Origin of the sequence: Sandaracinobacter neustonicus, from assembly GCF_006385875.1 — a bacterium.
GTDB classification, from domain to species: domain Bacteria; phylum Pseudomonadota; class Alphaproteobacteria; order Sphingomonadales; family Sphingomonadaceae; genus Sandaracinobacteroides; species Sandaracinobacteroides neustonicus.
The window spans coordinates 131,816-156,074 of record NZ_VFSU01000021.1; the positions used below are offsets into that span (position 1 = coordinate 131,816).

Genomic DNA, 24,259 nt, shown 5'->3' on the forward strand with positions numbered 1-24,259 from the left:
TCAGACCTTCAGCGTCACGAGCTTGCGGATCGTCAGCATGCCGACAGAATACCAGCCGATCAGGCCCAGCATACCCGGCATGAATTTTGGATCACCGGCGACACTCAGATAGAAATCTGGATTCGACATGAAAATGAAGCCGAACACGGCGATCGGCAGCACAGACAGCACCACCGCCGTCATCTTGCCTTCCGAGGCCAGCGCGCGGACCTTCAGCACCATCGAGTTGCGCTCGCGGATGACATTGGCGAGGCCTTCCAGAATGTCGGCGAGGTTGCCGCCGGTTTCCGCCTGAATGGCAACGCAGACGGCGAACATCTGCACGTCCGTCGTCTGCACGCGGACAGCGAGTGCTTCCAGCGCGTCACGCAGGTCCGCGCCATAGGCGACTTCGGCGATCACGGTCGCGAATTCGGAACCGCTGGGGTCAGGCATTTCCTCCACGAGCAGGTCCAGCGCACCGGTAACGGGGTGGCCGGCACGCAGGCCGCGCACGAAAATGTCCAGCGCGACCGGGAATTGTTCCTCGAACTTCTTGATCCGCTTGGTGGCCTTACGGTCCAGCAGCGCCAGCGGGATCACGCAGCCGACACCGACCGCAAACACCAGCACCAGCAGGATGGAGCCGCCGGAATTGAGCATGTTGGCGAAGCCCAGCAGCACCGGCGTGGCGATCGCCAGCGCCAGCGTGGCCACGCCCATCAGCATCACGAAACGCTCGGCCGTCATGCTGATCCCGGCCTGCGTCAGCTTGCCTTCCGTGCGCGTCATGAAGCCGGGCAGCAGCCCGTCGCCGCGATCCGAGCGGGACATCTTCAGCGAGCTTTCGACCTGCTCGCGCATGACCCCGGATTTCAGCGTTTCCAACCGCCGCCCGACGCGGGTGCGCGGGGCATAGACGTCCTGATAATAATACCATGCCCCCTCCACGAGGAGGACGACACCGAGGAACAGCACCCCGAACAGGATGATGGAACTGTCGAGCATCAGGCGGCCGAGTCCAGCTTGCGATAGGGATCGAACAGATGTGACGGCAGGTGGATGCCGCGTGCGCTGAGATATTCCATGAATTTCGGCCGGATGCCCGTGGGCTTCAGTTCGGCGATCACATTGCCCTGCGCATCGATGCCCTGACGATCGAAGCGGAAGATTTCCTGCAACAGCACGGTTTCGCCTTCCATGCCCGTCACTTCGGCGAGCGAGGTGAGGCGGCGCTTGCCGTCTGACAGACGTTCCAGCTGCAGCACGACATGGATGGCTGAGGCGATCTGCGAGCGCGCGGCCTTCGGGCTGACTTCCAGACCCGACATGCCGATCATCTGTTCAAGTCGCGACAGCGCGTCGCGCGGCGTGTTGGCGTGCGCCGTGGTCATGGAGCCGTCGTGGCCGGTGTTCATCGCCTGCAACATGTCGAACGCTTCGCCGCCCCGGCATTCCCCCAGCACGATGCGGTCAGGCCGCATCCGCAGGGCGTTCTTCACCAGGTCGCGCTGGTTGATTTCGCCGCGCCCTTCCATGTTGGCAGGGCGGGTTTCCAGCCGGATCACGTGGCGTTGCTGCAGCTGAAGTTCAGCCGAATCCTCGATCGTCACCACGCGCTCATGCGCACCGATGGAGGCCGACATGGCGTTCAGCATCGTCGTCTTGCCCGAACCGGTGCCGCCGGAAATAAGGACGTTGCGGCGGCCCATCACCACTGCTCGCAGCACTTCGGCGCAAGCCTGTGGCATGGCACCGAAGCTCACCAGCTTGTCCATATCCACCGGTGTTTTGGAGAATTTCCGGATCGTCAGGATCGGGCCGTCCACCGCCAGCGGCGGGATGATGGCGTTCACCCGGCTGCCGTCCGGCAGTCGGGCGTCGACCATTGGCGAACTTTCATCAATCCGCCGGCCCATGCCGGAGACGATCTTCTGAATGATCCGCTGCAAATGCTTGTTGTCGGCAAAGCGGGCCCGTGTTTCCTCGATCCGGCCGGCACGCTCCACGAAAACGATAGAAGCGGTGTTCACCATGATTTCGGTGATCGTCGCATCCTTCAGCAGCGGTTCCAGCGGCCCGAGGCCCAGCAGCTCGTCGAGGATATCCTCCACCAGCTGCTTGCGCTCTGCGAGGTTCAGCGCGTGGTTCAGCTCTTTCAGCATCTCGGCAACGATATCGCCGATGTCGCGGCCCACCTGTTCGCGGGTCATGCTTTCCAGCGCGGCGAGGTTGATCCGGTCCAGCAGCTTCTGGTGAAGCTCGACCTTCAGGTCGGTCTTCATGTCCATGCGAGACGGCTCGGGCGCAGCCGAAACCTTGGGTGCTTCCGCCCTCGGCACGGGGGCGGCCGCTGCCGGGCGGGCTTCCGCCACTGCGGGTCCGCCGGGCGCTGCCGCTCCGGGCTTGCGGTTCGGCCAGATCATTGCGGACTCGCTTCGGCCGCGAGGGATTCGGCAAGGCTGGCAGCCAGCAGCTGGACATCCTTCAGCAACCGGCTGGCCTTCAGCACCACGCCCTCGTCGTTCGCGCCACTCATCCCCGGATAATCATTGCCGACCGTGTAATCGACCTTGCGGCGCAGCACGGCTTCGGTTTCCTTGGTATCCGCCTTGCGGCCCAGCAGGTTGGTGGGCACCCGGTTGGCGACGATTTTCAGCTTGGAGGTCAGGCCGTTGGCTTCCAACACCTCCAACTGCCGCCGCGCCTGATAGACGCCGGAGACGGACAGGTTCGTCACCAGCACCACGGCGTCGGCGCGTTGCAGCACGCGGACGCTCCATTCCGTCCACGCTTGCGGCAGGTCCACCAGCACCACGTCATAGATCTGCACTGCCGTGCGCAGCAGCTGATCCACAAATTCCTGGGTGACGATGTCCAGCGGCATCACGTCGGGCGGGCTGGGCAGCACTTCCAGAGAGGAGGCGTGACGCACCGCAACCGATTGCAGCAATTCCGCATCCAGCCGCTCGGCGTCCTCGATCAGATTGCCGATGTGCAGGCTGGGGTGCAGGTTCAGGAACAGCGCGGCGCTGCCGAACTGCACGTCCAGATCGACCAGCCCCACCCGGCTGCTGGCGGCCAGCACCGCGCCGGTCTGCACGGCGATAGAGGTTGTGCCCACCCCGCCCAGCGCGCCCATGAAGGCGACGACCTTGCCTTGCCGGCGCTGCGGCGTGGCATGGCGAAGCGCCGGGCGAACCGGCCGCCGCGCAGGCTCCACCGCCTGCCGAAGTTCTTCGGCGGAAAAGGGAATCGGCAGCACGTCCAGCGCCCCGGCGCGCAGCAGCGTGCGGGTGTCGGCGACTGTCAGGCCCTCCACCGCGGCGACCACGGCCACGCCGCCCGCCGCCAGATGGATCAGCCTGTCGAACGCGTCCAGATTGGCGGCGTCGCCCGGCTGCACTTCCACGACGACGGCGTCCGCCTCGTTCAGCAGCGGGGAATTTTCCGCGAGCGTGGAGAGATCGGCGGGCTGCTGCTGCAGGGTGATGCCCGCTTGCGACAGCGCCTCGGCATCCGGCGCACGGCCTTCCCCGCGCGGCACGAAGACGACTTTCAGCGGCCCGGATCCGGGTGCCCGGCCGTCATTGCGACGCCAGGGTTCCACTCCATTCGGATCGCCCTGCCCGGTCATGTCGAGCCCCGTCTTGTCCAGCCCTGTCTGCTCGTAGCCCATCCTCAGTTCCCCCCAAGCACCACTTCAGAGCCGGTTGCCTTTGAATCGGCACCGCCCTGCGCGCCGACGGCGGCGCTGCCGTCCAGCTTGGTCAGCGGGCGGATTTTGTCCGTCATATAGCGGGCGACGGCCGCGGCGCTGCGCTTGCCGACGCCGCCTTCCATCAGCGTACCCGCATAGCGCGGGTTCATGTCGACGGTCTGCGTCTCGATGTTGCGGGTGACGGTGCAGCCGAAATCCTTGTCCTCACTGGCGACAGCGGGGGCGGAAAGGGCGACCGCCAGCACAAGACCGGAGGCGGCGAGCGGCAGGAGAGTGAGAAAGCGACGACCCATGATTCACCTCACGATATGTCCCGCTTCGCCGTCGATTCCGCCGGGCGTCGGGGTGTTCGCCCCTATTGACGACGGCTTGGCGACCGGTTTGCGGGATTCTGTCTTTCCAAGAAGGAACAGGTCCGTGGCGCTTGGCGCCTGGATTCGGTCTGTGGGAACGGCGATCTGGTCCGGCCGGACGGGGCGGACGATCCGCGGCGTCACGGTGATGACCAGTTCCGTTTCCTGCTTGTTGAAGGCGGTGGAGCGGAACAGCGCGCCGATGATCGGCAGCTTGCCCAGCAGCGGCACCGCACGTACCGAATCCGAAAAGTCTGACTGGATAAGCCCCGCCATGGCGAAGGATTGCCCATCGCGCAGCTCCAGCGAGGTGACGGCGCGGCGCACTTTCAGCCCCGGAATGGTGGTGCCGTCCAGCTCGACCGAGGCATCGCGATCCAGAGAGCTGACCTCCGGCGCGACGCGCAGGTTGACGAGGCCATCGCCCAGCACCGTTGGCGTGAAGGCCAGCGCGACGCCGAACTGTTTGAACTCGATCTGCACCCGGCCCTGCATGTCCACCCCGGTCGGCACCGGGAATTCCCCACCCGCCAGGAAGTTGGCGGTTTCGCCGGACAGGGCGACAAGGTTCGGATTGGCCAGCGTGCGGACGAGGCCCTGACGCTCCAGCGCTTCGAACTGGATGTCCAGCGTGGAGCCGAACAGGCTGGTGAGAACACCCGCGAACGGGCCTTGCGCCATGTCGGTCGCACGGCTGATGGAGCCGTCCTTCCAGCTCGCCTGCGAAATCCCCAGTTGCTTCACCGTGCCGCGCGACATTTCCGAGATGCGCACTTCCAGCAGAACCTGCTGCGGCGATCCCACCGACAGCATGTTGACGACCTTCTGCGGCGCATAGGTTTCCGCCAGCGCGACGATGCGTTCGGCAGCGATCGGGCTGGAAACCTGACCGCGCACCACGATCGAATCATTGGCGCTGTTGATCTGGATATCTTCGCCGGGGAAGGTGTCGGCGATCTGCCGCTTCAGCCCCTGCGTATCCGGGCCGACCACTACGTCTACCACGGCGATCAGGCCGCCGCTGCGATCATAGAGCGCGAGATTGGTGGAGCCGGTTGCGCGGCCCAGCACATAGACGCTGTTGGCCGAAAGCGGCATCACGTCGGCGATTTCCGGGTTGCCGATCATCGCCCGGGAAAAGGCGCGGTCCAGCTTCAGAACCTGCGACTTGTTCACCGGAACCGCCATCACCGCGCCGGACTTGCCGTCCGACTGGCTCATGCTCTGCGCGGCGGCCGGCGATGCAATAGGTCCGGCAAGGGCGATGAGGGCGGAAGCCGAGGCCGTGAGGAAGAGAAATGCGCCCACTCCGTTCAGGCTGCGCGCCATGTTGCGCAGGTCAGGCTTGCTGGACATGAAAGGGGTCCTCATTTTTGGCCACGTGGGTCCGACGTTGGGGGCGGTCACGGGGGCGCTCATTTCGGCACCTGATAGACAGAGGTTTCGGTTCCGCGGACGATCCGCACTTCGGTTCCGCCCGGGATGGGGCGCGGCTGGGCCGGGGCGGTTCCGCCCGAGCGCGCGGCCGCAGCGGCCGGGGCAGAGGCGGCAGCGCCGGCATTGGCTTCCGGCGGCGGGCGCATGTTGAAGGTGTCGAAGGCGTTCACCGTCTGCAGCGGCACCCGCGATTCGTCGCCGGTGGCGCGGAGCGCGACCTGCAGCGTGCCCACGGCCTGGGCCAGCGCGATCTTCTGCGCTTCGGCAGGGGTCACTTCGATGGTGGCCGATTTCACGATGGTGGGTTCGCTGGTGGAGGTGTCGGACACTTGTCCGACGGCGAGAACCCGCGCGCCCTGCACAACAACCCCGGCGAAGGCCTGATCGTTAAAAGTGCGGGTGAGGAATACGTCGACACGATCTCCGGGGGCGAGGAAGCCGCCCGCGCCGGAGGTTTCAGAGACGGGAAGGGAGACGGCCCGCATTTCGGGGCCGAGCAGGGTGGACGAGGCAAGCCGGCCCGCGCCGCCGGTGACGGCTGTGGCCAGAATGACTTCGCCTTCATTGATATCGCGCAGCGCGGTGCGGTTGCCGTCTCCGACGGCGTCCGGCGTCTTGCCGAAAGCGTCGGCCGGCAGCGCGCCCGGCCAGGGCTGCGTCTTCAGCATGTCGGGCGTCAGCTTATCACCGAACTTCAGCGGCTTGGCCGCGACGACGACGAAGGTCTTGGGCGCTTCGGCTTCAGGCGCGGCAGCCGGCCCTTTGTTCATGACCATGCGCGCCGCAAGCACGGCAAGCAGGCCCAGAAGGACCGCCCCCAGCAGCAGGAAAATGGATGAACGACGCATGGCCCGACACCTTGCAGTTGGCGCACGCGGAGCAATCTGGCCGAGGCGATGGTGTTGGCGCGGCCGCGCGTCTCCGTCAGAGCGCAGTTATTATTGTCATTATGGTTAACGGGCAGGGATGACTAAAATGCCAGCAATGCAGCCCGGTTCCAGTGTGTGATGACCAATATGGCCTCATTTCGGGGCCCGGGCCCTCGCGCCTCAGGGAGCGAGGACCCGGACTTACCCTGTCGCAGCTTAGCTGGCGTCAGCAGTGCTGATCTTGCTCGTGGCCGATTCCACCTTGCCCTTGATCGCGCCGCCGAGTTGGCCGAACGCAACCGCAACGCCCACGCCGATGACGGCGAGGATCAGGGCGTATTCAGCGGCCGAAGCACCAGCCTTATCGCCGAGCATTTTTTGCATGATCTTTTTCATAGCGACTACCCTCTATTTTTATCCGGACATTGCCGGACTTGTTTTTCCTGGCTGGCGTTATTGCCGCCAGGCATTTCCGAGCTCAGGTCCCCCGCGACGAGGGTGGCTTCCAGACTGTCTGCCTATTGGCAGCTTTCCGTCTGTCGGCCCGGACCGTGTCTCATCCACAGTGGTAACCATGACCCGCTTTGGATGCAATAGAAAAAAATGCCGGAACCCCCTTGGGAACCAAGGTTTTTTGCATTTCTTAACATTGTGACATCCGTGCCACGGCGCAAATCCCGGCGGCAGAATGATCCGAATCGGATATGCCGCACACCAGATCATGTGGTGCGAATCGCAGCCGGGCACCGCATTTGCGGCATGGAATCCACGAATGAGCGGCGGGGATCAGCATATGAAACGCGAACCATGCTTTACTCCACATTCTGTAGATTTCATGTTCGTCACATTCAAAATGCCATGAATCGAAGATATTCAACACAAACGAAGCATCAATCCGGCCAGTCACTGGAAAGATAATCGATTCGCCCCCGGATCGGGGCGCTAAGCACGATCAGCCAGCTGACCAAGGCTCAACCGGCACCGATGCTGCCGGCTGGCCATCCCCGCGAATCGGAAAGCCACAGCCTGATCACCACCCGCGTTGGCCCGGAAACGCGCATGGCTTTAGCCTCACTGGCCAGCAGCCCATAAGCGAAGGGCGGACAACCGATTCGGTTATCCGCCCTCGCTCGCTCCGGGATGGTCCGGCCCTGTTCGATTGTGCCCTGTCAGCTGACGAGTCGGGACATGCCGTCGCCCAGCGTGCCGGTCTTGGGGCAGCGCATCAGGATACGGATATCGTCATAGTCCCGGTCGCTGCCATGCGTCGGCGGGCGATCTTCCCATCCGAAATACATATATTTGCCGGGCAGGCAGGGCAGGCCGGACACCTGTGGCGTGCGGTTCTTGCCCTTCGGGATCACCGTGCCCGTCTTGTTTGGATCGCACAGATCCTTGGTGTCGCACCGCACCGTTTCCAGCACGGATTCGGTCAAGCCACCAAACGTCTCCACACCGCTTGCGATCGTGGTGTCGGTGTAGTGGTTGTACAATTTCGTCGACTTGTTGGCGTCATACGCAGCCCAGGCGTTCTTGGTCGTCGTGGTGTTGGAGATGGCCTGCTTCACTTCACGGATATTCTCCAGCCGGAAGCTCAGGCTTTCGCCCTTGGCGCACTCAGGCCAGACCAGCGGGCTTGGCACCTTGCCGAAGCCACGCTTGCCGGCCTCCGTCCAGAAGTTGCTGACGCCGGAGCCGCTCGTCGGGATGTTGTCCGCAATCAGCGACATCTGCGAGCGGCGAGATGCCGCTGTTCCCGTGCCGCTATATTTGTAGCAATAGGCATAGAGCCGGTTGTAATCCCACGCCTCGTTATCAAGGTCGGTCTTTTCCGGCGGTTCGTATTGCACGATCAGCTGGCGCGCGGCGACGGCCTGCGCCTGCATGTTCGGCGAACTCTGATCGAAATATTGCAGGAAGATGGTGGGCACGCCGTTGCGCCGCTGCACATTGCGCACCGCCGAGACTCGCACCGCGTTAATCTGCGTTGCATCGGCCGACACCGTGAAGCTGCGCGCCACCGGATCCCAGATGCCGATCTCCACGTCACTGCTCTGCGTCACGGTGCCAAAGCCCGTCGGCACGTTGCGACCGGCATAGTCCACGCCGGCGGCCTTCGCGTCGCTCGCCTTGTCAACCTTGGAGATCGCCGCCAGCGCCCCCGCATCGGCTGCCGACTGCAGCCGGCCCTGCACATAGCGGAAGTTGGCGATATCGATGCTGAGCGCCGCCGCGCCGATGAGCACGGGAAGAGACAGTGCCACCAGCATGGCCACCGCTGCGGATTTGTCGCGGCGCAGCCGCCGCAAATTTCTCGACAAGCCATTCATGAAAACAACCCCTGCCGTTATTGTTCTTGTCTGGTTTTCAGCCGCCACCACTCAGTTGGTAAACGGCAGCTCCTGCTTCATCTTGACTTCCGTTCGAAGCGACTCGCTTGTCGCCTTGGTGTAGAAGGCCAGCGGCGATGCTTTCGACATCGGCACCGACACCACCGTGGTATAGACATTCGTTGCCGCATTTCCGGCCGCGCTCTGCGAAACGGTGATCGTTGCGCTAGTGCGCATCCAACCGGGCAACCGGTTGCGGATCTCTGTAACAGCCGAGCCTGAGGCGACCGTGTTCACCGCCATCTGCCGCGTGACGTCACGCGCTGCCGTCTGCATGGAACTATAGGTGAACAGCGTCAGCCCATATTCGATGGTGCCGAACAGCAAGCCCATCAGGACCGGCAGAACCAGTGCGAATTCCACCGCGACCGCGCCATCGCGACGCCGCCGCAAACGCCGGAGAAGCCCATGCCCCCCCGCGTTCAATTGGCGCGGCTCCAGCCGCCCCGACTGTGCGCACACGGATTCTGCATATGCGCACATAAAGGGGTGCGCACCCCTGTTCATTTCAAGCGACATATCACGGCCCTTCTCGCCGCTGTTCTTATATGACTCGAAGCCATACATCAGTTGCGGCAATCAAACAACCGGTTAGCAGATTCCACCGCACACCGTTGTCAACCATTGTGACACGATATTTCAATACTGCAATATTTTAGTCAAGCAGAGATATGCTGCACGCGCGGCGCACGCCTGCGCATCGCCATTCCCATGAAGCCGAATCCGGCGACCAGCATCACCCAGGTATCCGGCTGCGGAACGCCCGGCACTGGCGGAGTCGGATCCGGCAACCCGCCGCCTCCGCTGCCGCCTCCGCCACCACCGCCGCCAAGGCCGCCGCCGCCGCCGAACGCGGACGGACCGGAGGGCGTGAAGCCGGTGAGCGCTTGCGTTGGCAGATCGAGAATCGGCGACAGTTCGGCACTGCCGACCGGCCCCACCGTGGGGCACTCCTGAATGGAAGCCGTCTGCACACGGCTCTGCGTCGTCTTCTGCACCTTCGGCTTCGACACCGGGCGCTGCTTGCTGATCACAGGCTTCGCCTTCTGCACCGCCACGACAGAACCGGCACCCATGCCTCCGGCGAGCAACAGTGCGCAGATTTCCTTCGTTCCAATCATCGCCATAACTTCCGACCGCTGAGAACCCGGTCGTGAGAGTGTCCGGACAGCTGCTGTGGGAATTTTCACAGAAGCCCTCCGCCGGACAGATCCCCTGCGGGTTCCGCATCCAACGTGAACAAAGTTGGCCCAGGCCATGCGGGCCTGATGCATTTGCGACGATTTGTTGTTGGCGCGCTCTGACGGCGCTGCGACCAGCACCAATATCGGCCTGTTGCACGCCAAATTCAAATGATTGAAAAGTTAACGTGAAGATTGTTTACAGTCGGGCAGCGAAATGGGGATAATCGCCGTTCAGAAACGCCCGCCGAACAGGGCGGAGCCCACGCGGATATGCGTCGCGCCCAGCCGCACGGCGATGTCATAATCATGGCTCATCCCCATGCTCAGCCCCGCCAGCCCGTGCCGGGCAGCCAGCTTTGCCAGCAGCGCGAAATAGGGGGCCGGATCGCGCTCGGCCGGGGGCACCGCCATCAGCCCGCCGATGCGCAGACCCGAGTCGGCACATTCCGCCAGCAGCGCCGGAAGGCCGGAAATCGCCACGCCGCCTTTCTGCAGCTCGTCGCCGATGTTCACCTGCACGAACAACTGCGGCACCCTGCCCTCCGAATCGATCGCCCGCGCCAGCGCCTGCACCAGCGAGCTGCGGTCCACCGAATGGATCGCCCCGAACAGCCGCACCGCGTCGGCCGCCTTGTTCGATTGCAGCTGCCCCACCAGATGCAGTTCGATATCCGGCCATTCCGCGATCAGCTCCGGCCATTTGGCCGCCGCCTCCTGCACCCGATTCTCCCCGAACAGCCGTTGCCCGGCGTGGATCAGCGGGCGAATCGCATCGGCCTCGAACGTCTTCGAAATCGCGACCAGCTTAGGCGCCGGATGGCCGCCCGCCCGCGCCTCGGCGGCCGCAACCGCCTGAATCTCGCGCAAACGTTCGGCGGCGGATCCCTCCGGCTGCGGGGCGGAAGCTGCAATGGCCTTCTTCATGGCGTTGCGGTAAGCCCTGCCCATGCGCCGGGCAAGAGTTCCGACCCTGTGGCTGTTCACCGACGAGCGGCTGGGCGGCCTGCACCCCGACGACCCGCTGTGGGCGGCACTGGACCGCCTGCCCCGCGGCAGCGGCATCGTCTTTCGCCACTATGGCTGGCCCGCCACCGAACGCCGCGCCCTGTTCGCCGCACTGCAAGCCCATGCCCGCCGCCGCCACCTCACCCTGATCGGCAGCGAAACCGCCCCCACACCGGGCGGACGCCACCTGCCCGCCCACGCCCGCCACCGCCACCGCCACCGTCACCCGCAATCGCGCGGACTGCTGACAGCCGCCGCCCACAACCGCCGCGAACTGCTGCAAGGCTTCCGATCCGGCGCGGACCTGATCTTCCTCTCCCCCGCCTTCCCTACCACCTCCCACCCCGGTGCACCCGCGCTGGGGCCTGCCCGATTCGGCCTGATGGCCCGCAACGCCCCCGGCCCGGTGATCGCACTTGGCGGGATGACGGCTTCCCGCGCGCGGCGGTTGAAACCGCTGGGCGCGGCGGGGTTCGCCGGGATCGATTGTTGGGTGATGCGCTGACGGTGGTGAACGAAGGGGCTCTGCCCCTTCATCCCGGCAGGGGCGTGACGCCGCTCGCACCCCCGATGTTCTAAGCCCCCCCTGCAGGGGAGGGGTTGGGGTGGGGGCCATCCGCTTGGCGCGAGATTGGGGGTTTAGTGCCTGCGGCGCTTTGGGGAGATTGTCTCGCCTACCTCTCCACCCGTCACCCCGGACTTGATCCGGGGTCCAGCTGTTCTTCTCCAACGTGTGGGCAAGACACCGGACCCCGGATCAAGTCCGGGTTGACGGGTGTGGGAGGTGGGGAAGTTGGTGGGTTCCTCAGGGGCCTTCGATAAGCTCAGGCTGAGCGGGTTGGGAGGTTCGTGGGCTTGGCCCACCGTTGCTCCCCTCTCTCCACCTCTCTCCCCAGCGGGGAGAGAGAGCCGCGTCACGCCGCAGGCAATCGAATCTGGTCACGTCCACGACGTTGGAGTTCGAGCGCAACGCCACTGTCGAGGGTGCAGGGAAATCATTTCCCTGCCGGGTTCCAAGGGCAGAGCCCTTGGCCGCGCGGCGCGCAAAAATCAGCAGTCCGGGCTCCAACGGCAGGGCCCCTGGCCTTTCGCCTGCCGCATATCGAACGATACCGGCGCAGCCCCCGCCCTAACGGCTCGCCTTCGCCCGCAGTTCCGGCGTTTCCGCGCCCACGTCGATGCAGTGCACGCCGTCTACCGCCGGGCGGAGGCGCCAGTCGCGCACGGAGAGCGCCTTGGCGGCGTCCCGGCGGCCTGCGGCGCGGTGGGCTTCCATGGTGGGGCGGCTGAATTCATAGCCGCGTGCCTTGCCGCTATAGGCTTTGTCGCGATAGATGATCTGGGCGATTTCGATATGCTGCTCGCAGGCGAATTGCCTCAGGGTTTCAAGTTCTTGTGCGTTCAGCAGGTCAAGGTCGGGGGAGCAGCTGTCGAGGATGCGGCGCACCACAAGCCGGGCCGGGCTCATCGCCATTTCCAAGTTGGTGCCAAGGCGGGTGCGGCTGGCGTAGCGGATGTCCTGCGCGCGGGTTTCCGCATCCAGCAAAGTCTGCGGGAACGGGCCTTCGGCGGGGAACAGGTCCACCTGAAACACATTCTTGTCATGCTCGACGGCTTCGTCCAGCACATGCTGCAGCGGCGCGTTGGAGGCGACGCCGCCGTCCCAATACCAGTCGTCGCCGATCTGCACCGGCGGGAAACCCGGCGGCAGCGCGCCGGACGAGATCACATGCTCTGCCGTCATCCGGCAATGATCCGGCCCGCCGCGCGAATCGAAAAAGTGCATCCGCCCGGTGGTGACGGAAACGGAACCGACGGAGAGGCGAATGGGGCTTTCGTCGTTCAGATAATCCCAATCGATCATCTCGTTCAGGGTCTGGCGCAGCGGCTCGGTGTCGTAGTAGCTGATGGCTCCAACGGTGCCGCTGGGCTGGAACTTGGCGGGCGGCAGACGTGGGCTGAAGAAGCCGGGCACGCCGGTTGCCGCGATCCACAGCGCCGCGCCTTCAGACCAGAGATCGCGCGCGGTGCCGTCCGGGATGCCCATCATCGGCACCAGCCCGGAGGAGATTTTTTCCCAGAACTGGATCAGCGCCGGGATGCGCTTGCTGGGCCGGTTTCCGGCGATCAGCGCGGCGTTGATCGCGCCGATGGAGATGCCGCAGACCCAGTCCGGCGCGACATCCATCAGCGCCAGTTCCTCGCACACGCCCAGGTGGTAGGCCCCCAGCGCGCCGCCGCCTTGCAGCACCAGCACGTTCAGATGCGGCGGGCGGGCGTCCACCGGGGTGACGCTGCAATCGATCAATGGCGATCGGGACTTGCTGCTCTTCGTCTCCGTCGCCATCCGTCACTCCTTCAACTCAACGCGGCCAGCTGCTCCATCGCGGGCCTGAGCGCCCGAACATCATAACCTGCAGTCAACGCCGAATCTATAATGGTTTCAACATCCTCGCCACGGCTTGCCGCAGCCAGCGCCCACAGGTTGGTGGAGCGCGTGCCGGAGCGGCAATAGGCAAGGATCGGCCGGGGGGAGACCATCAGCGCCGACAGCGCCGCGACCTGCTCCACCGTGAAGCCGGACTGATCGATGGGGATGGCGCAATAGCCAAGCCCGGCTTCCAGCGCGGCGGCCTCGATATCGTCGCCCGGCGTCTGGTCCGCCGATTCGCCGTCCGGCCGGTTGTTGACGATGAAGCCGAAACCCGCCGCCTTGATCCCGGCGATATCCGACGCCGTGATCTGCGGCGCGGCCGCGAAGCTGTCGGTCAGGCGGCGGATGTCGGCCATCAGTTCCCCCGTTTCAGGTCAGGCGCCAGCGCCTCGCCACGCAGCGTCTCCAGCATGTCGGCAAAGGGCAGCACCTGCTGCCGCTCCTCGCCCAGCCGCCGCACGGCAACCGTGCCTTCGTCCGCCTCGCGGCGGCCCACCACCAGCATCACCGGCACCTTGGCGAGGCTGTGCTCGCGCACCTTATAGTTGATCTTCTCGTTGCGAAGGTCCGCCTCGGCACGAATCCCCGCCGCCTTCAGCTGCTCGACAAGACCAACGGCATAGTCATCCGCGTCGGACACGATGGTCGCCACCACCACTTGCACCGGGGCCAGCCACAGCGGGAAGCGCCCGGCGTGATGCTCGATCAATATGCCGATGAAGCGTTCGAAGGTGCCAAGGATCGCCCGGTGCAACATCACCGGCCGGTGACGTTCGCCATCCTCGCCCACATAGCTCGCATCCAGCCGCTCGGGCAGCACACGGTCAGACTGGATCGTCCCCACCTGCCATGTTCGGCCGATGGCGTCCGTCAGGTGGAATTCCAGCTTCGGCGCATAGAATGCCCCTTCGCCCTCCAGCTCTTCGAACCCGGCCTTGATGTCCGCCGGCAGGTTCGATGCCATCACCGCCCGGCGCAGCTCGTCCTCGGAGGTGTCCCACATCTCGTCCGAGCCGAAGCGCTTTTCCGGCCGCAGCGCCAGCTTCACCGCGTAACTGTCGAAGCCCAGATCGTGATAGACGCTGTGCAGCAGATCGATGAAGGCGGCCACTTCGGCCACCAGCTGATCCTCGCGCACGAAGATATGCGCATCATCCTGCGTGAACTGCCGCACCCGCATGATGCCGTGCAGCGCGCCATGCGGCTCGTTGCGGTGGCAGCAGCCGAATTCGGCCATGCGCATCGGCAGGTCGCGGTAGGATTTGATGCCCTGCCGGAAGATCAGCACATGCGCCGGGCAGTTCATCGGCTTCAGCGCCATCCATTCGGCATCATCCGAAATGATCGGCCCTTCGTCCTCGGTATTCGGAACCTCATCGGGGATCACGAACATATTTTCGCGATACTTGCCCCAGTGGCCGCTCTGCTCCCACTGCCGCGCGTCCATCACCTGCGGGGTTTTCACCTCCACATAGCCCGCAGCATCCAGCCGACGGCGCATATAAGCCTCAAGGCTGCGCCAGATCAGATAGCCCTTCGGATGCCAGAAGACGCTGCCATGCGCCTCTTGCTGAAGGTGGAACAGGTCCATCTCCGCGCCCAGCTTGCGGTGGTCGCGCTTCGCCGCCTCCTCCAGCATCAGCAGATGCGCATCCAGCTGCTTCTTCGTCAGCCAGCCGGTGCCGTAAATGCGGGACAGCTGCGGATTCTTCTGATCGCCGCGCCAGTAAGCGCCAGACACCCGCGTCAGCTTGAACGCCGCCGGGTCCAGCTTACCGGTGGAGGGCAAATGCGGCCCCCGGCACATGTCCATCCACGCGCCCGCCTCGCCGGGCTTGCCCGACCAATAGACCGACAGTTCCTCGCCCTCGGGCAGCTCCACCGCCCACTCGGCCTTGAAGCTCTCGCCCTCGGCCGCCCACTTCCCGATCAGCGCATCGCGGCTCCAAACCTCACGCACCAGCGGCTTATCAGCGGCGATGATGCGGCGCATCTGCGCCTCGATCGCCGGAAGCTCCTCGTCCGTGAACGGCCCCCGGTTCGCCGGAGGCGCGAGGTCATAGTAAAAGCCGTCATCCGTCGCCGGGCCAAAGGTGATCTGCGTGCCGGGAAACAACCCCTGCACCGCCTCCGCCAGCACATGCGCGAAATCATGCCGCACCAGCTCCAGCGCGTCCGCCTCGTCCTTCGCCGTCACGATGGCGAGCTTCGAATCCCGCTCAATCGGCCGCTCCAGATCGACCACCTCGCCATCCAGCCGAGCCGCCAAAGCCGCCTTCGCCAGCCCCGGCCCAATGGAGCGCGCCACATCGCCAGCGGTCGTCCCGGCCGCGACTTCGCGAACCGAGCCATCCGGAAGGGTCAGGTGGATCAGGGCAGACACCGGGCAAGCACTCCTTTGAATTCAACGGCGCTCCCTAGGACGGCAGGGGTCAGACGGCAAGGGATGAGGCGGCAAGCCAAGGGCGCTGCCCTTGGAACCCGGCAGGGGCGTGACGCCCCTGCACCCCCCTGTTTGGCTATTTCGTTGAGGATTGTGTCAAACGGTTGTGGGGGGGGTGGCGGCGTGCGCGCGCTGTGGTTTAGCATCCGGCCATGACCATATACAGCGGTTCCTGCCATTGCGGTGCCATTCGCTTCACCCTCAACTGCGAGCTTGTCGAACTGACAACCTGTGATTGCTCTCTCTGCGTGAAGCGCAACGCCCTGATGACGAAAGTTCCGGAGGCCGCGCTCTCAATCGAGGAGGGCCACGATCTGCTCGCCACCTATGAGTGGAACAGCAGGACGGCGAAGCACCATTTCTGCAAACGCTGTGGAATCTATGTATTTCACCGCAAGCGCGCGGCTCCGGATCATTATGGCGTAAACATCTTCTGCCTGGATGGCTTCGACGTTGCATCGCTGCCCGTGCGGGCGACGGACGGCATCGACATGAGCCTAGTATGCGACTTACCACGGGAGGAATGGCACGGCCCCCGGATTCCGGCAGCCCTCGATTGAGGGGCCCAATCGGCACCCCGGGCTCGGAAGGCTCTTGAGCAACGCGCAGCCCAGTCCGGCTGAGGAAGGCGAGCGCCGCAGGCAACCAAACCTCGCACACACAACATTGCATTCGGACCGCAGCGCCAATTATGAAGGTGCAGGGAAATGATTTCCCTGCCGGGTTCCAAGGGCAGCGCCCTTGGCCGCCGGAGGCAGAAAGAAAGCTGGCCCCCGGATCCCCGGCTTTCGCCGGGGCAGGCAAGTCCGGGGTGACGAGCATGGCGGGCGGACTCAGTTGTCCAAAGCGCGGCGCAGTTGGTTGATGTCCCGATCCAGCTCATGGTCGGTGGCGCGCAGTTCTTCGATGCGCTTCACGGCGTGCATCACGGTGGTGTGATCGCGGCCGCCGAACCTGCGGCCGATTTCCGGCAGGGAGCGCGGGGTGAGCATCTTGGCCAGATACATCGCCACTTGCCGGGGGCGGGCGACTTCGCGGGCGCGGCGGGGGGAGATGAGGTCGTTGATTTTCAGCGCGTAGTGATCGGCCACGCGGCGCTGGATTTCGTCGATGGTGAGTTTGCGGCTGTGGGCGCGCAGCACGTCGGCGAGGACTTCGCGAGTGAAATCGAGGTCCAGCTTGCGGCCGACGAGGTTTCCGTAGGCGATGACGCGGTTCAGCGCGCCTTCCAGTTCGCGGACGTTGGCGACGATCTTGCGGGCGAGGAACTGCACCACATCGTCCGGCACCTGCGCGTCCGGCATGGCGGCGAGTTTGGTTTTCAGGATGTTGTAGCGCAGCTCGAAATCGGCCGGGTTGATATCGGCGACGAGGCCCCATGCGAGGCGCGAGAGGATTCGCGATTCGATGCCTTCGAGATTCTGCGGGCTACGGTCTGCGGAGATCACCAGCCAGCGCCCGGCGGAGATGATCTCGTTCATGGTGTGGAAGAATTCTTCCTGTGTACTGTCTTTGCCGGCGATGAACTGCACGTCATCCACCATCAGCAGGTCTGCGGAGCGCAGGCGTTGCTTGAAGGCGATGGTGTCTTTGGCGCGCAGCGCGGCGAGGAATTCCACCATGAACTTCTCGGCGGAGAGATAGACGACCTTCGCCTTGGGGTTGGCGGCCAGCACCTGCGAGCCGATGGCGTGCATCAGGTGGGTTTTGCCAAGGCCGGTGGGGCCGTGCAGGAACAGCGGGTTGAAGCCCGCCGCTTTGCCGGAGGTGACGGAGGAGGCCAGCGTGTGCGCGGCGTTGAAGGCGAGTTCGTTGGATTTGCCCACCACGAACGAATCGAAGCTGTAGCGCGGTTCGAAGCTGGGGATATCCGCGCTGGCCGGCTGGGCCGGGGCGGTTTCCGGTTCGGCTTCCACGATGGCCGCGGCGGAGACATCAATCGTCACTTGCCGGATGCCGGGGATATGCTGGGCGAAGGCGTGGCGCAGGCGATCGGCGAAGTGGTTCTTCACCCAGTCCGCCATGAAGCGCGACGGCACCGACAGTCGCACTTCTCCGTTCGACACGCCCGACAGTTGCAGCGGCTTCAGCCAGCTGTTGAAGGTTTTCTCGCCGAGGTCTGACAGGAGATGGGCGCGCACGAGGCCCCATGCGCGCAGCGCCTGGGCATCGAGGCTGCCACGGGCGGCATCGGGATCCAGCCCGCCGTCCAGCTGGCCGTCTTGCAGCCCGGCATCCGCGAAGGGCGAATCGCCAAGCGGGGCGGCCGACTCAGCAGAGGCGCGACGGGCCGCATTGGAGCGGGACACATTGGGAAGCGAACTGTGCATTTTTCAAAAGAACCTGCCGGCTGAAATGGTGCGGGGCCCGGCCCCGGCGAAGAAGCGGGGCCGAAAGCGGAACGGACCGGGAAAGGTCAGTTCAGCGGATGGCCCGACGGAACAGCGGCACGAAATGAAGGCGGGCAGCCAGCCGAGGCGTTTCGCAACCCGGATTCGCAATCCGGCAGGCCGCCCAGCGGAGACCAGCCCTGAAGAGCGGCCGCGAGACGGTTGAGGCCCGCGAATTTACCGAGGCTTGCCGATCGACCCATGTTGGTTGTGCCCTCCCCTAATTGTCTGCCCAAGATAGCCGACCAACTGGCCGTAACCGGCCATGTCCGCCTGAACGCGTCCCACCAGAGCCATTCCTGCGAACTTTTCCGCCCAAAGTCGGGCGATCAAAATTCCACCGCTCCCGAAAAGCATGCTTTTCAGGTTGCAGCGCACGAACAAACACGGGCAAATCCCGCCCCGTCGCGCCGAATGTCTGGTCTGCCGACCCTGGCCCCGGGAAGCGAATCGGGCTGCTGCCCTCTCCCTTCCCAAGTGCCGTCTGGTCGGCTTGGAGGGCGACTAGAACAGCCCCGACGGGCCGGCACAAGGGCGCAAAATGCATCCACGCACAAATAATTCGATTGACAGCGCAAGCAGCGGATTCTGCGCCACTTTTCTACAATTCATTGAAATTGCTGAATTATATTATGACGCTTTGATTGCACATTTGCGAATCGCGAGTCTCGCCCGGACCGAACCGGCTGTGCCCAAGCGCTTGCAGAACAACACAAAGCGGGCGACGTAGCCGTCACCCGCTGTTTCATTCCAGTTACAGGAAAGTGACGCCCCGGGCCTCAACGGCCGCCGGGGCATCCACCCGGATCAGGCCAGCGCCGCGACCTGCTTGGTCAGGCGCGACAGCTTGCGCGACGCCGTATTCTTGTGAAGCACGCCCTTCGCCACGCCACGCGCCAGCTCGGGCTGAGCCGCCTGCAGCGCCACCGAAGCCGCCGCCTTGTCTCCAGCCGCAATCGCCGACTCGACCTTCTTCACCTGGGTGCGAATCCGCGACAGCCGGGCCTTGTTGACCGCTGCGCGACGCTCGTTGCGACGAATGCGCTTTTCGGCCTGCGGAGTGTTCGCCATGTCGTCCTGTCACTTTCGAAGAATCAATAAATGCCACCGGCAAGGCATATTACCCGCCGGAAAGGCGGCGCTCATAGCGGCGAGGGGGTGCTGCGTCAAGATTGCAGCCGGTGGGGGGCGTTGGCGGGGAGGTTTACTTTGCCTCCGGCGGGCAGGGAAATGATTTCCCTGCACCCTCAACATTTGCGTTGTGCTCTATGCCGGGCGTCGCGCGTGTGACGGGATTTGACTGCCTGCGGCGCTGGAGCGCGCTCGCGCCGCAGGCAGTCAACCAAGCCATCAGCACAACCTCGCCGAGTGGCATAGTAATGTGGGTGCAGGGAGCACGGCTCCCTGCCGGGGTGAAGGGGCAGAGCCCCTTCCTGCTACCGCTGGCACAAAGGGCAATCGAAGGTAGACCGCCCGCCCTGCACGCGCCGCCGCACAGGCCCGCCGCACATGGGGCAGGGCTGGCCTTCACGGCCGTAGACCTGAAAGCTGTGCTGGAAATAGCCGAGGTCACCGGAGACTTGCGCGTGGTCGCGGAGCGTAGAGCCGCCGGCTTCGATAGCGCCGGCCAGCGTGGCTTTCAGCGCCTCCACCAGCGCGGCGAGCTGTTTGGGTTTCAGGGTTCCGGCGCTTTGGGTGGGATCGATTCGCGCCTGAAACAGCGCTTCGCAGGCGTAGATGTTGCCGATCCCCGCGACGGTCTGCTGATCGAGGATGAGCGCCTTGATGGAGGTGGCGCGGTTTTTGGCGCTGGCGGCGAGCGACTGGGGCGAGAACGCTTCTGATAGCGGCTCCGGGCCGAGGCGGGCGAGCAGCGGGTGGCGGGCTGCCTCTGGCGTGGGGGTGAGGTGCATGGAGCCGAAGCGGCGGTGATCATTGTAGGCGAGCGTCAGATCATCGAGCACGAACAACACATGATCGTGCGCGCCGGGTTCGGCGGCCAGCTGGTGGAATTTGCCGGACATGCCGAGGTGGAAGATCAGCGTGTCGCCACGGTCGGTTTCCATCAGGCCATATTTGGCGCGGCGGTGGAGCGCGGTGACGGTCGCGCCGGAGAGGCGCTGGGCGAGATCGTCGGGCAGGGGCCAGCGCAGATCGGGTCTCCGCGCGGTGACGCGGGTGAGGCGACGGTTCAGCAGCAGCGGCGAAAGGCCGCGGACGACGGTTTCGACTTCGGGCAGTTCGGGCATGGGTTGGATGTGGCAGCGCGGCCCGCTTCGCGCTAGGGGTGGGCGCATGGCAGACACCGAACAACTGGTTTCGCTGGGCTTCCGCGATGTGGCGCCCGAGGAAAAGACCAAGGCCGTGGGGGATATCTTCCGCCGGGTGGCCTCTCGATACGATCTGATGAACGATCTGATGTCGGGCGGGCTGCACCGGCTGTGGAAGGACGAGTTCGTGTCCCTGCTGAAGCCGCAGCCGCATGAGACGGTGCTGGATCTGGCGGGCGGCACCGGCGACATCGCCTTTCGGATTGCCAAGCGCGGCGCGAAGGTGACGGTGGCCGATATCAACCCCGGTATGCTGGAAGTCGGCCGCGAGCGGGCGGAGAAGAAGGGACTGGCGCTGGACTTTATGGAGGCCAATGCCGAGGCGATGCCCTTTGCCGATGCGAGCTTCGACGCGGTGACGATTGCATTTGGTATCCGCAACGTGACGGATATCCCCAAGGCGCTGCGCGATATCCGCCGGGTGCTGAAATGGGGCGGGCGATTCTATTGTCTGGAATTCTCCGCCAGCGAATGGCCGGGTTTCGCCAAGATTTATGACCAGTATACGCTGAAGCTGGTGCCCAAGGTGGGGGCCGTGGTGGCCGATGACGAGGAGGCCTATCGCTACCTCGCCGAATCGATCAAGCGCTTCCCGCCCATGCCCGCATTCGCGCAGATGATCGGGGAGGCCGGGTTCCGGCAGGTGAAGGCGCGGCCGATTCTGGGCGGCGCGGTGGCGATCCACAGCGGCTGGAAGCTCTGACCTGCCCGGCGTGACGCATGGCTGGCGCTTGCTGGGCGATGCCCGGCGGCTGGCGGCGCATGGGGTGTTGCGGCCATTCGAGCACAACCCGGATGTGCCGGGGCTGGCGCGATTCGGGGCGCGGTTGCTGCGCTTTGGCACCGGCGCGCCGATGCTGCCCGATTATGCGGGCGGGCTGAAAAGCTGCGGCCCGGCGGCCGTGAAGCTGGGGCAGGCGTTGGCGACCCGGCCCGATCTGGTGGGGCCGGAGGCGGCGGCGGACCTGCGGAAGTTGCAGGATGATCTGCCGCCCGCGCCATGGCCGCAGGTGGAGGCGGAGTTGAACGCGGCGTTGCCCGGCGGCTGGCGCGCCAATCTGGCCGATATCTCGCAAACGCCCGCAGGCGCAGCCTCCATCGCGCAGGTTCACCGGGCGGTGACAAAGGATGGGCGGACGATTGCGCTGAAGCTGCTGCGGCCCGGCGTTGAGGCGGAGTTCAGCAGCGCGCTCGCCAGCTATGCCTGGGCCGCCGCGCATGTGGAGCGGCTGGGCGGCGAGTTCGCCCGGCTGAAGCCGCGCGTGGTGATCGAGACCTTCCGGCAATGGACCCATGCCGAGCTGGACCTTCGGCGCGAGGCGGGCAACGCCAGCGAACTGGCCGAAGCCGTGCGCGGCGAACCGGGCATCCGCATCCCGGCCGTGCTGTGGGAATTGACCACCCGCCGCACGCTGGCGCTGGAGTGGGTGGACGGCATCAAGCTGACCGATCTGGCCGCCGTGAACGCCAGCGGCGTGGACAAGAGCCGGCTGGCGGCTTCCCTGGTGCGGGGTTTCCTGAAGCAGGCGATCGGCGGCGGCTTCTTCCATGCCGACATGCATCAAGGCAACATGCTGCTGACGCCCGGCGGCGAGCTGGTGCTGATCGATTTCGGCATCATGGGGCGGCTGGACCGGCGGGCGCGGGTGTATCTGGCCGAGATTCTCTATGGCCTGATCACCGGCAATTACCGGCGGGTGGCGGAAATCCATTTCGAGGCGGGCTATGTGCCGGCGCACCATGATATCGGCGCCTTTGCCACCGCGCTGCGCGCCGTGGGCGAGCCGATTCGCGGCCAGCGCACGCGCGACATCTCCGTCGCCAACCTGCTGGACGGGCTGTTTTCCATCACCCGCCAGTTCGACATGGCGGTGCAGCCGCACCTGTTGCTGCTGCAGAAAACCATGGTGATGGTGGAGGGCGTCGCCCTGTCGCTGGACCCGGATGTGAACATGTGGGACGTCGCCGCGCCCTATGTGAAGGGCTGGATTCGCGACGAACTGGGGCCGGAGGCGAAGGCTGCCGACGCGCTGATCGCCAATGTGCGGCTGCTGAAGAAGTTGCCGGGGCTGGCGCAGCGCTTCGTGCGCGCGCTGCCCGCCGAAAGCGCCGCCCCGCCGCTGCCGCCGCTGCCGCCCTTGCCCGAACGCGGCCCGGCGCGCTGGCCCTGGATTCTGCTGGGCGCGGCGCTGGGGGTGGGCGGCATGTTGCTGGGCGGGCTGTTCTGATCGGGCTCCGCTCAGCCCGGGTTCAGCCGCCGCCTGACTGAAAGGCCGCCTCAACCCGTTTCGGAGCCGAAACCCAAGCCATGACCGCGCCCAGCCCGCCAACAGCCGACGAGAACCGCCGCCGGCTTCTGCAATCCCTGCTCGTGGCCCCGGCCGCCGCGCTCGCACCGGGCAGCGCTGCCCGCGCCGCCGCCACACCGGATGCAAACCATCTTGCGGCCACGCTGGGGCTGATCTCCTCCAACGTCTGCTCGGTGATGCCCGCCACCACCGAAGGGCCCTATTATCTGGACCCGAAGCTGGTGCGCCGCGACATCAGCGAAGGCCGCCCCGGAATTCCGCTGCGCCTGCAATTGCAAGTGGTAACGGCCGATTGCCGCCCGCTTTCCGGCGCGCGGGTGGATATCTGGCATTGCGATGCGCAGGGGGATTATTCCGGCTTCGCAGGGCAAGGATCAGACGCCGTCTCCGATACTGCCGGGCAGACCTTCCTGCGCGGCACCCAGCCCACAGACGCCAATGGCATCGCCAGCTTCGAAACCATCTATCCCGGCTGGTATCGCGGCCGCACCACCCACATCCATTACAAAATCTTCCTGAACGACCGCACTGTTCTCACCAGCCAGATCTTCTTCCCCGACGCGCTGAGCGAACATATCTTCGAAAAAGCCCCCGCCTACCGCCGCAGCGGCCAGCGTGACACGCTGAACAGTATCGACGGTATCGCGGCCGAAGCCGGCGAAGGCGCCTATGCCGCCATCCGCGAACAGAAAGACCGCTATATCGCGGCGCTGGTCGTCGGCATCGACCCCGCCGCCCGCTGGACAGAAGGCGGCCCCGGCGGACGCGGGCCGGACGGCATGAGGCCGGGAGGCCCTCCGCCGGGCGGGCTAAAGGGCCGCCCGCCGGGGCCGCCGCCGGGGATGCGCGACGGACGGCCAGACGGCCCGCCCCCCGGCGGGCCGGGCGGACCTATGGGGCAGCGGACGGAAACGACGCCGATCTTTCCGGGCAGCGGCGGGGGGTGATCCTGAAGGGCGGGGGCGGTTGTTTGTGCGCCGTGCGGCCAAGGGCTTTGCCCTTGGAACCCGGACTCAGGTTTTCGCCTCCGGCGGGCAGGGAAATGATTTCCCTGCACCCTCTGACTTTGCGTTGTGCTGAAACTCCCACCTCGTGTGAGTGATCAGATTCGATTGCCTGCGGCGCACCGGAGCGCTCCCCCCCTGTAAGGGGGAGAGATGGAGAGGGGGGTGTCACCGCTTGGCCTGATCCACAGCCTCCCCACCCCCACAACCGTCACCCCGGATCAAGTCCGGGTTGACGCGTGGAGAGGTGGGCAGGGCGCGCCCCAAAGCGCCGCAGGCAATCAAACCCCAACCTCACGCGCAGCGGATGGCCCCAACCCCTCCCCTAAAGGAGGAGGGGCTAAAAAAATGTCGGGGGTGCAGGGGCGTCACGCCCCTGCCGGGTCCCGGGCAGAGCCCGGGCCGCCGGAG

General features: G+C 65.2%; 22 protein-coding genes. 5 read left to right on the forward strand and 17 right to left on the reverse strand.

Features of this window, described 5'->3' with window-relative positions; genetic code table 11:
- The 11 genes from FJQ54_RS07955 to FJQ54_RS08005 form a co-directional block, all read right to left on the reverse strand.
- A complete protein-coding gene (locus FJQ54_RS07955; protein ID WP_140927878.1) occupies window positions 1-987 on the reverse strand; it encodes a type II secretion system F family protein in 987 nt (328 codons plus the stop codon).
- Window positions 987-2,405 (reverse strand): CpaF family protein, encoded by a 1,419-nt coding sequence (locus FJQ54_RS07960; RefSeq protein WP_235890363.1) that lies wholly within the window; start codon window positions 2,403-2,405, stop codon window positions 987-989. Before FJQ54_RS07960 ends, FJQ54_RS07955 begins: the two co-directional genes overlap by 1 nt.
- On the reverse strand, window positions 2,402-3,658 hold the full coding sequence (locus FJQ54_RS07965) for an AAA family ATPase (protein WP_140927879.1): 1,257 nt from the start codon (window positions 3,656-3,658) through the stop codon (window positions 2,402-2,404). Before FJQ54_RS07965 ends, FJQ54_RS07960 begins: the two co-directional genes overlap by 4 nt.
- A gap of 2 nt (window positions 3,659-3,660) precedes the next feature.
- Window positions 3,661-3,993: a hypothetical protein gene (locus FJQ54_RS07970; protein WP_140927880.1), complete on the reverse strand. Its 333-nt coding sequence runs from the start codon at window positions 3,991-3,993 to the stop codon at window positions 3,661-3,663.
- Window positions 3,994-3,996: 3 nt separating this feature from the next.
- Entirely contained in the window at window positions 3,997-5,409 is a 1,413-nt protein-coding gene (locus FJQ54_RS07975; protein ID WP_181160044.1) for a type II and III secretion system protein family protein, read from the reverse strand.
- 59 nt (window positions 5,410-5,468) lie between these two features.
- Window positions 5,469-6,338: a Flp pilus assembly protein CpaB gene (gene cpaB / locus FJQ54_RS07980; RefSeq protein WP_140927882.1), complete on the reverse strand. Its 870-nt coding sequence runs from the start codon at window positions 6,336-6,338 to the stop codon at window positions 5,469-5,471.
- Window positions 6,339-6,575: 237 nt separating this feature from the next.
- Window positions 6,576-6,755 (reverse strand): Flp family type IVb pilin, encoded by a 180-nt coding sequence (locus tag FJQ54_RS07985; RefSeq protein WP_235890364.1) that lies wholly within the window; start codon window positions 6,753-6,755, stop codon window positions 6,576-6,578.
- A 773-nt stretch (window positions 6,756-7,528) separates the two neighbouring features.
- On the reverse strand, window positions 7,529-8,689 hold the full coding sequence (locus FJQ54_RS07990) for a TadG family pilus assembly protein (RefSeq protein ID WP_140927883.1): 1,161 nt from the start codon (window positions 8,687-8,689) through the stop codon (window positions 7,529-7,531).
- A gap of 51 nt (window positions 8,690-8,740) precedes the next feature.
- Complete coding sequence (locus FJQ54_RS07995; protein ID WP_140927884.1) at window positions 8,741-9,316, reverse strand: TadE/TadG family type IV pilus assembly protein; 576 nt, start codon at window positions 9,314-9,316, stop codon at window positions 8,741-8,743.
- A 92-nt stretch (window positions 9,317-9,408) separates the two neighbouring features.
- Complete coding sequence (locus FJQ54_RS08000; RefSeq protein ID WP_181160045.1) at window positions 9,409-9,870, reverse strand: PEP-CTERM sorting domain-containing protein; 462 nt, start codon at window positions 9,868-9,870, stop codon at window positions 9,409-9,411.
- 294 nt (window positions 9,871-10,164) lie between these two features.
- Window positions 10,165-10,857 carry a YggS family pyridoxal phosphate-dependent enzyme gene (locus tag FJQ54_RS08005; protein ID WP_235890365.1) on the reverse strand — a complete coding sequence of 231 codons (693 nt, stop codon included), beginning with the start codon at window positions 10,855-10,857 and terminating at the stop codon, window positions 10,165-10,167.
- 22 nt (window positions 10,858-10,879) lie between these two features.
- Between FJQ54_RS08005 and FJQ54_RS08010 the strand changes: the two genes are divergently transcribed.
- A complete protein-coding gene (locus FJQ54_RS08010) occupies window positions 10,880-11,443 on the forward strand; it encodes a thiamine phosphate synthase (protein WP_140927887.1) in 564 nt (187 codons plus the stop codon).
- 624 nt (window positions 11,444-12,067) lie between these two features.
- On the opposite strand, the gene FJQ54_RS08015 is transcribed toward FJQ54_RS08010, so the two are convergent.
- Genes FJQ54_RS08015 through thrS form a run of 3 tightly spaced genes read right to left on the reverse strand, consistent with a single transcriptional unit; the run spans window position 12,068 to window position 15,746 of the window.
- Complete coding sequence (locus tag FJQ54_RS08015; protein WP_140927888.1) at window positions 12,068-13,285, reverse strand: patatin-like phospholipase family protein; 1,218 nt, start codon at window positions 13,283-13,285, stop codon at window positions 12,068-12,070.
- 11 nt (window positions 13,286-13,296) lie between these two features.
- Window positions 13,297-13,728, reverse strand: a complete 432-nt coding sequence (locus FJQ54_RS08020) for a TIGR01244 family sulfur transferase (protein WP_140927889.1) — start codon at window positions 13,726-13,728, stop codon at window positions 13,297-13,299.
- The gene (gene thrS / locus FJQ54_RS08025; RefSeq protein WP_140927919.1) at window positions 13,728-15,746 is read right to left on the reverse strand and encodes a threonine--tRNA ligase; all 2,019 of its coding nucleotides are present in this window, start codon (window positions 15,744-15,746) and stop codon (window positions 13,728-13,730) included. The genes FJQ54_RS08020 and thrS overlap by 1 nt, the downstream gene beginning before the upstream one ends.
- A gap of 221 nt (window positions 15,747-15,967) precedes the next feature.
- Here thrS and FJQ54_RS08030 point away from each other — a divergent pair, with 221 nt between their 5' ends.
- Window positions 15,968-16,375 (forward strand): GFA family protein, encoded by a 408-nt coding sequence (locus FJQ54_RS08030; protein ID WP_140927890.1) that lies wholly within the window; start codon window positions 15,968-15,970, stop codon window positions 16,373-16,375.
- 273 nt (window positions 16,376-16,648) lie between these two features.
- On the opposite strand, the gene dnaA is transcribed toward FJQ54_RS08030, so the two are convergent.
- The 3 genes from dnaA to mutM form a co-directional block, all read right to left on the reverse strand.
- Entirely contained in the window at window positions 16,649-18,145 is a 1,497-nt protein-coding gene (gene dnaA, locus FJQ54_RS08035; RefSeq protein WP_140927891.1) for a chromosomal replication initiator protein DnaA, read from the reverse strand.
- 867 nt (window positions 18,146-19,012) lie between these two features.
- The gene (gene rpsT, locus FJQ54_RS08040) at window positions 19,013-19,276 is read right to left on the reverse strand and encodes a 30S ribosomal protein S20 (RefSeq protein WP_140927892.1); all 264 of its coding nucleotides are present in this window, start codon (window positions 19,274-19,276) and stop codon (window positions 19,013-19,015) included.
- 365 nt (window positions 19,277-19,641) lie between these two features.
- Window positions 19,642-20,454, reverse strand: a complete 813-nt coding sequence (mutM, locus tag FJQ54_RS08045) for a bifunctional DNA-formamidopyrimidine glycosylase/DNA-(apurinic or apyrimidinic site) lyase (protein WP_140927893.1) — start codon at window positions 20,452-20,454, stop codon at window positions 19,642-19,644.
- A gap of 46 nt (window positions 20,455-20,500) precedes the next feature.
- On the opposite strand from mutM, the gene ubiE reads away from it, so the two are divergent.
- The 3 genes from ubiE to FJQ54_RS08060 all read left to right on the forward strand — a co-directional run bounded on the left by ubiE (window position 20,501) and on the right by FJQ54_RS08060 (window position 23,791).
- Window positions 20,501-21,238, forward strand: coding sequence for a bifunctional demethylmenaquinone methyltransferase/2-methoxy-6-polyprenyl-1,4-benzoquinol methylase UbiE (gene ubiE, locus FJQ54_RS08050; protein WP_140927894.1), 738 nt, complete (start codon window positions 20,501-20,503; stop codon window positions 21,236-21,238).
- 1 nt (window position 21,239) lies between these two features.
- Window positions 21,240-22,763: an AarF/UbiB family protein gene (locus tag FJQ54_RS08055; RefSeq protein WP_140927895.1), complete on the forward strand. Its 1,524-nt coding sequence runs from the start codon at window positions 21,240-21,242 to the stop codon at window positions 22,761-22,763.
- An 80-nt stretch (window positions 22,764-22,843) separates the two neighbouring features.
- On the forward strand, window positions 22,844-23,791 hold the full coding sequence (locus FJQ54_RS08060; RefSeq protein ID WP_140927896.1) for an intradiol ring-cleavage dioxygenase: 948 nt from the start codon (window positions 22,844-22,846) through the stop codon (window positions 23,789-23,791).
- Window positions 23,792-24,259 lie beyond the last annotated feature (468 nt).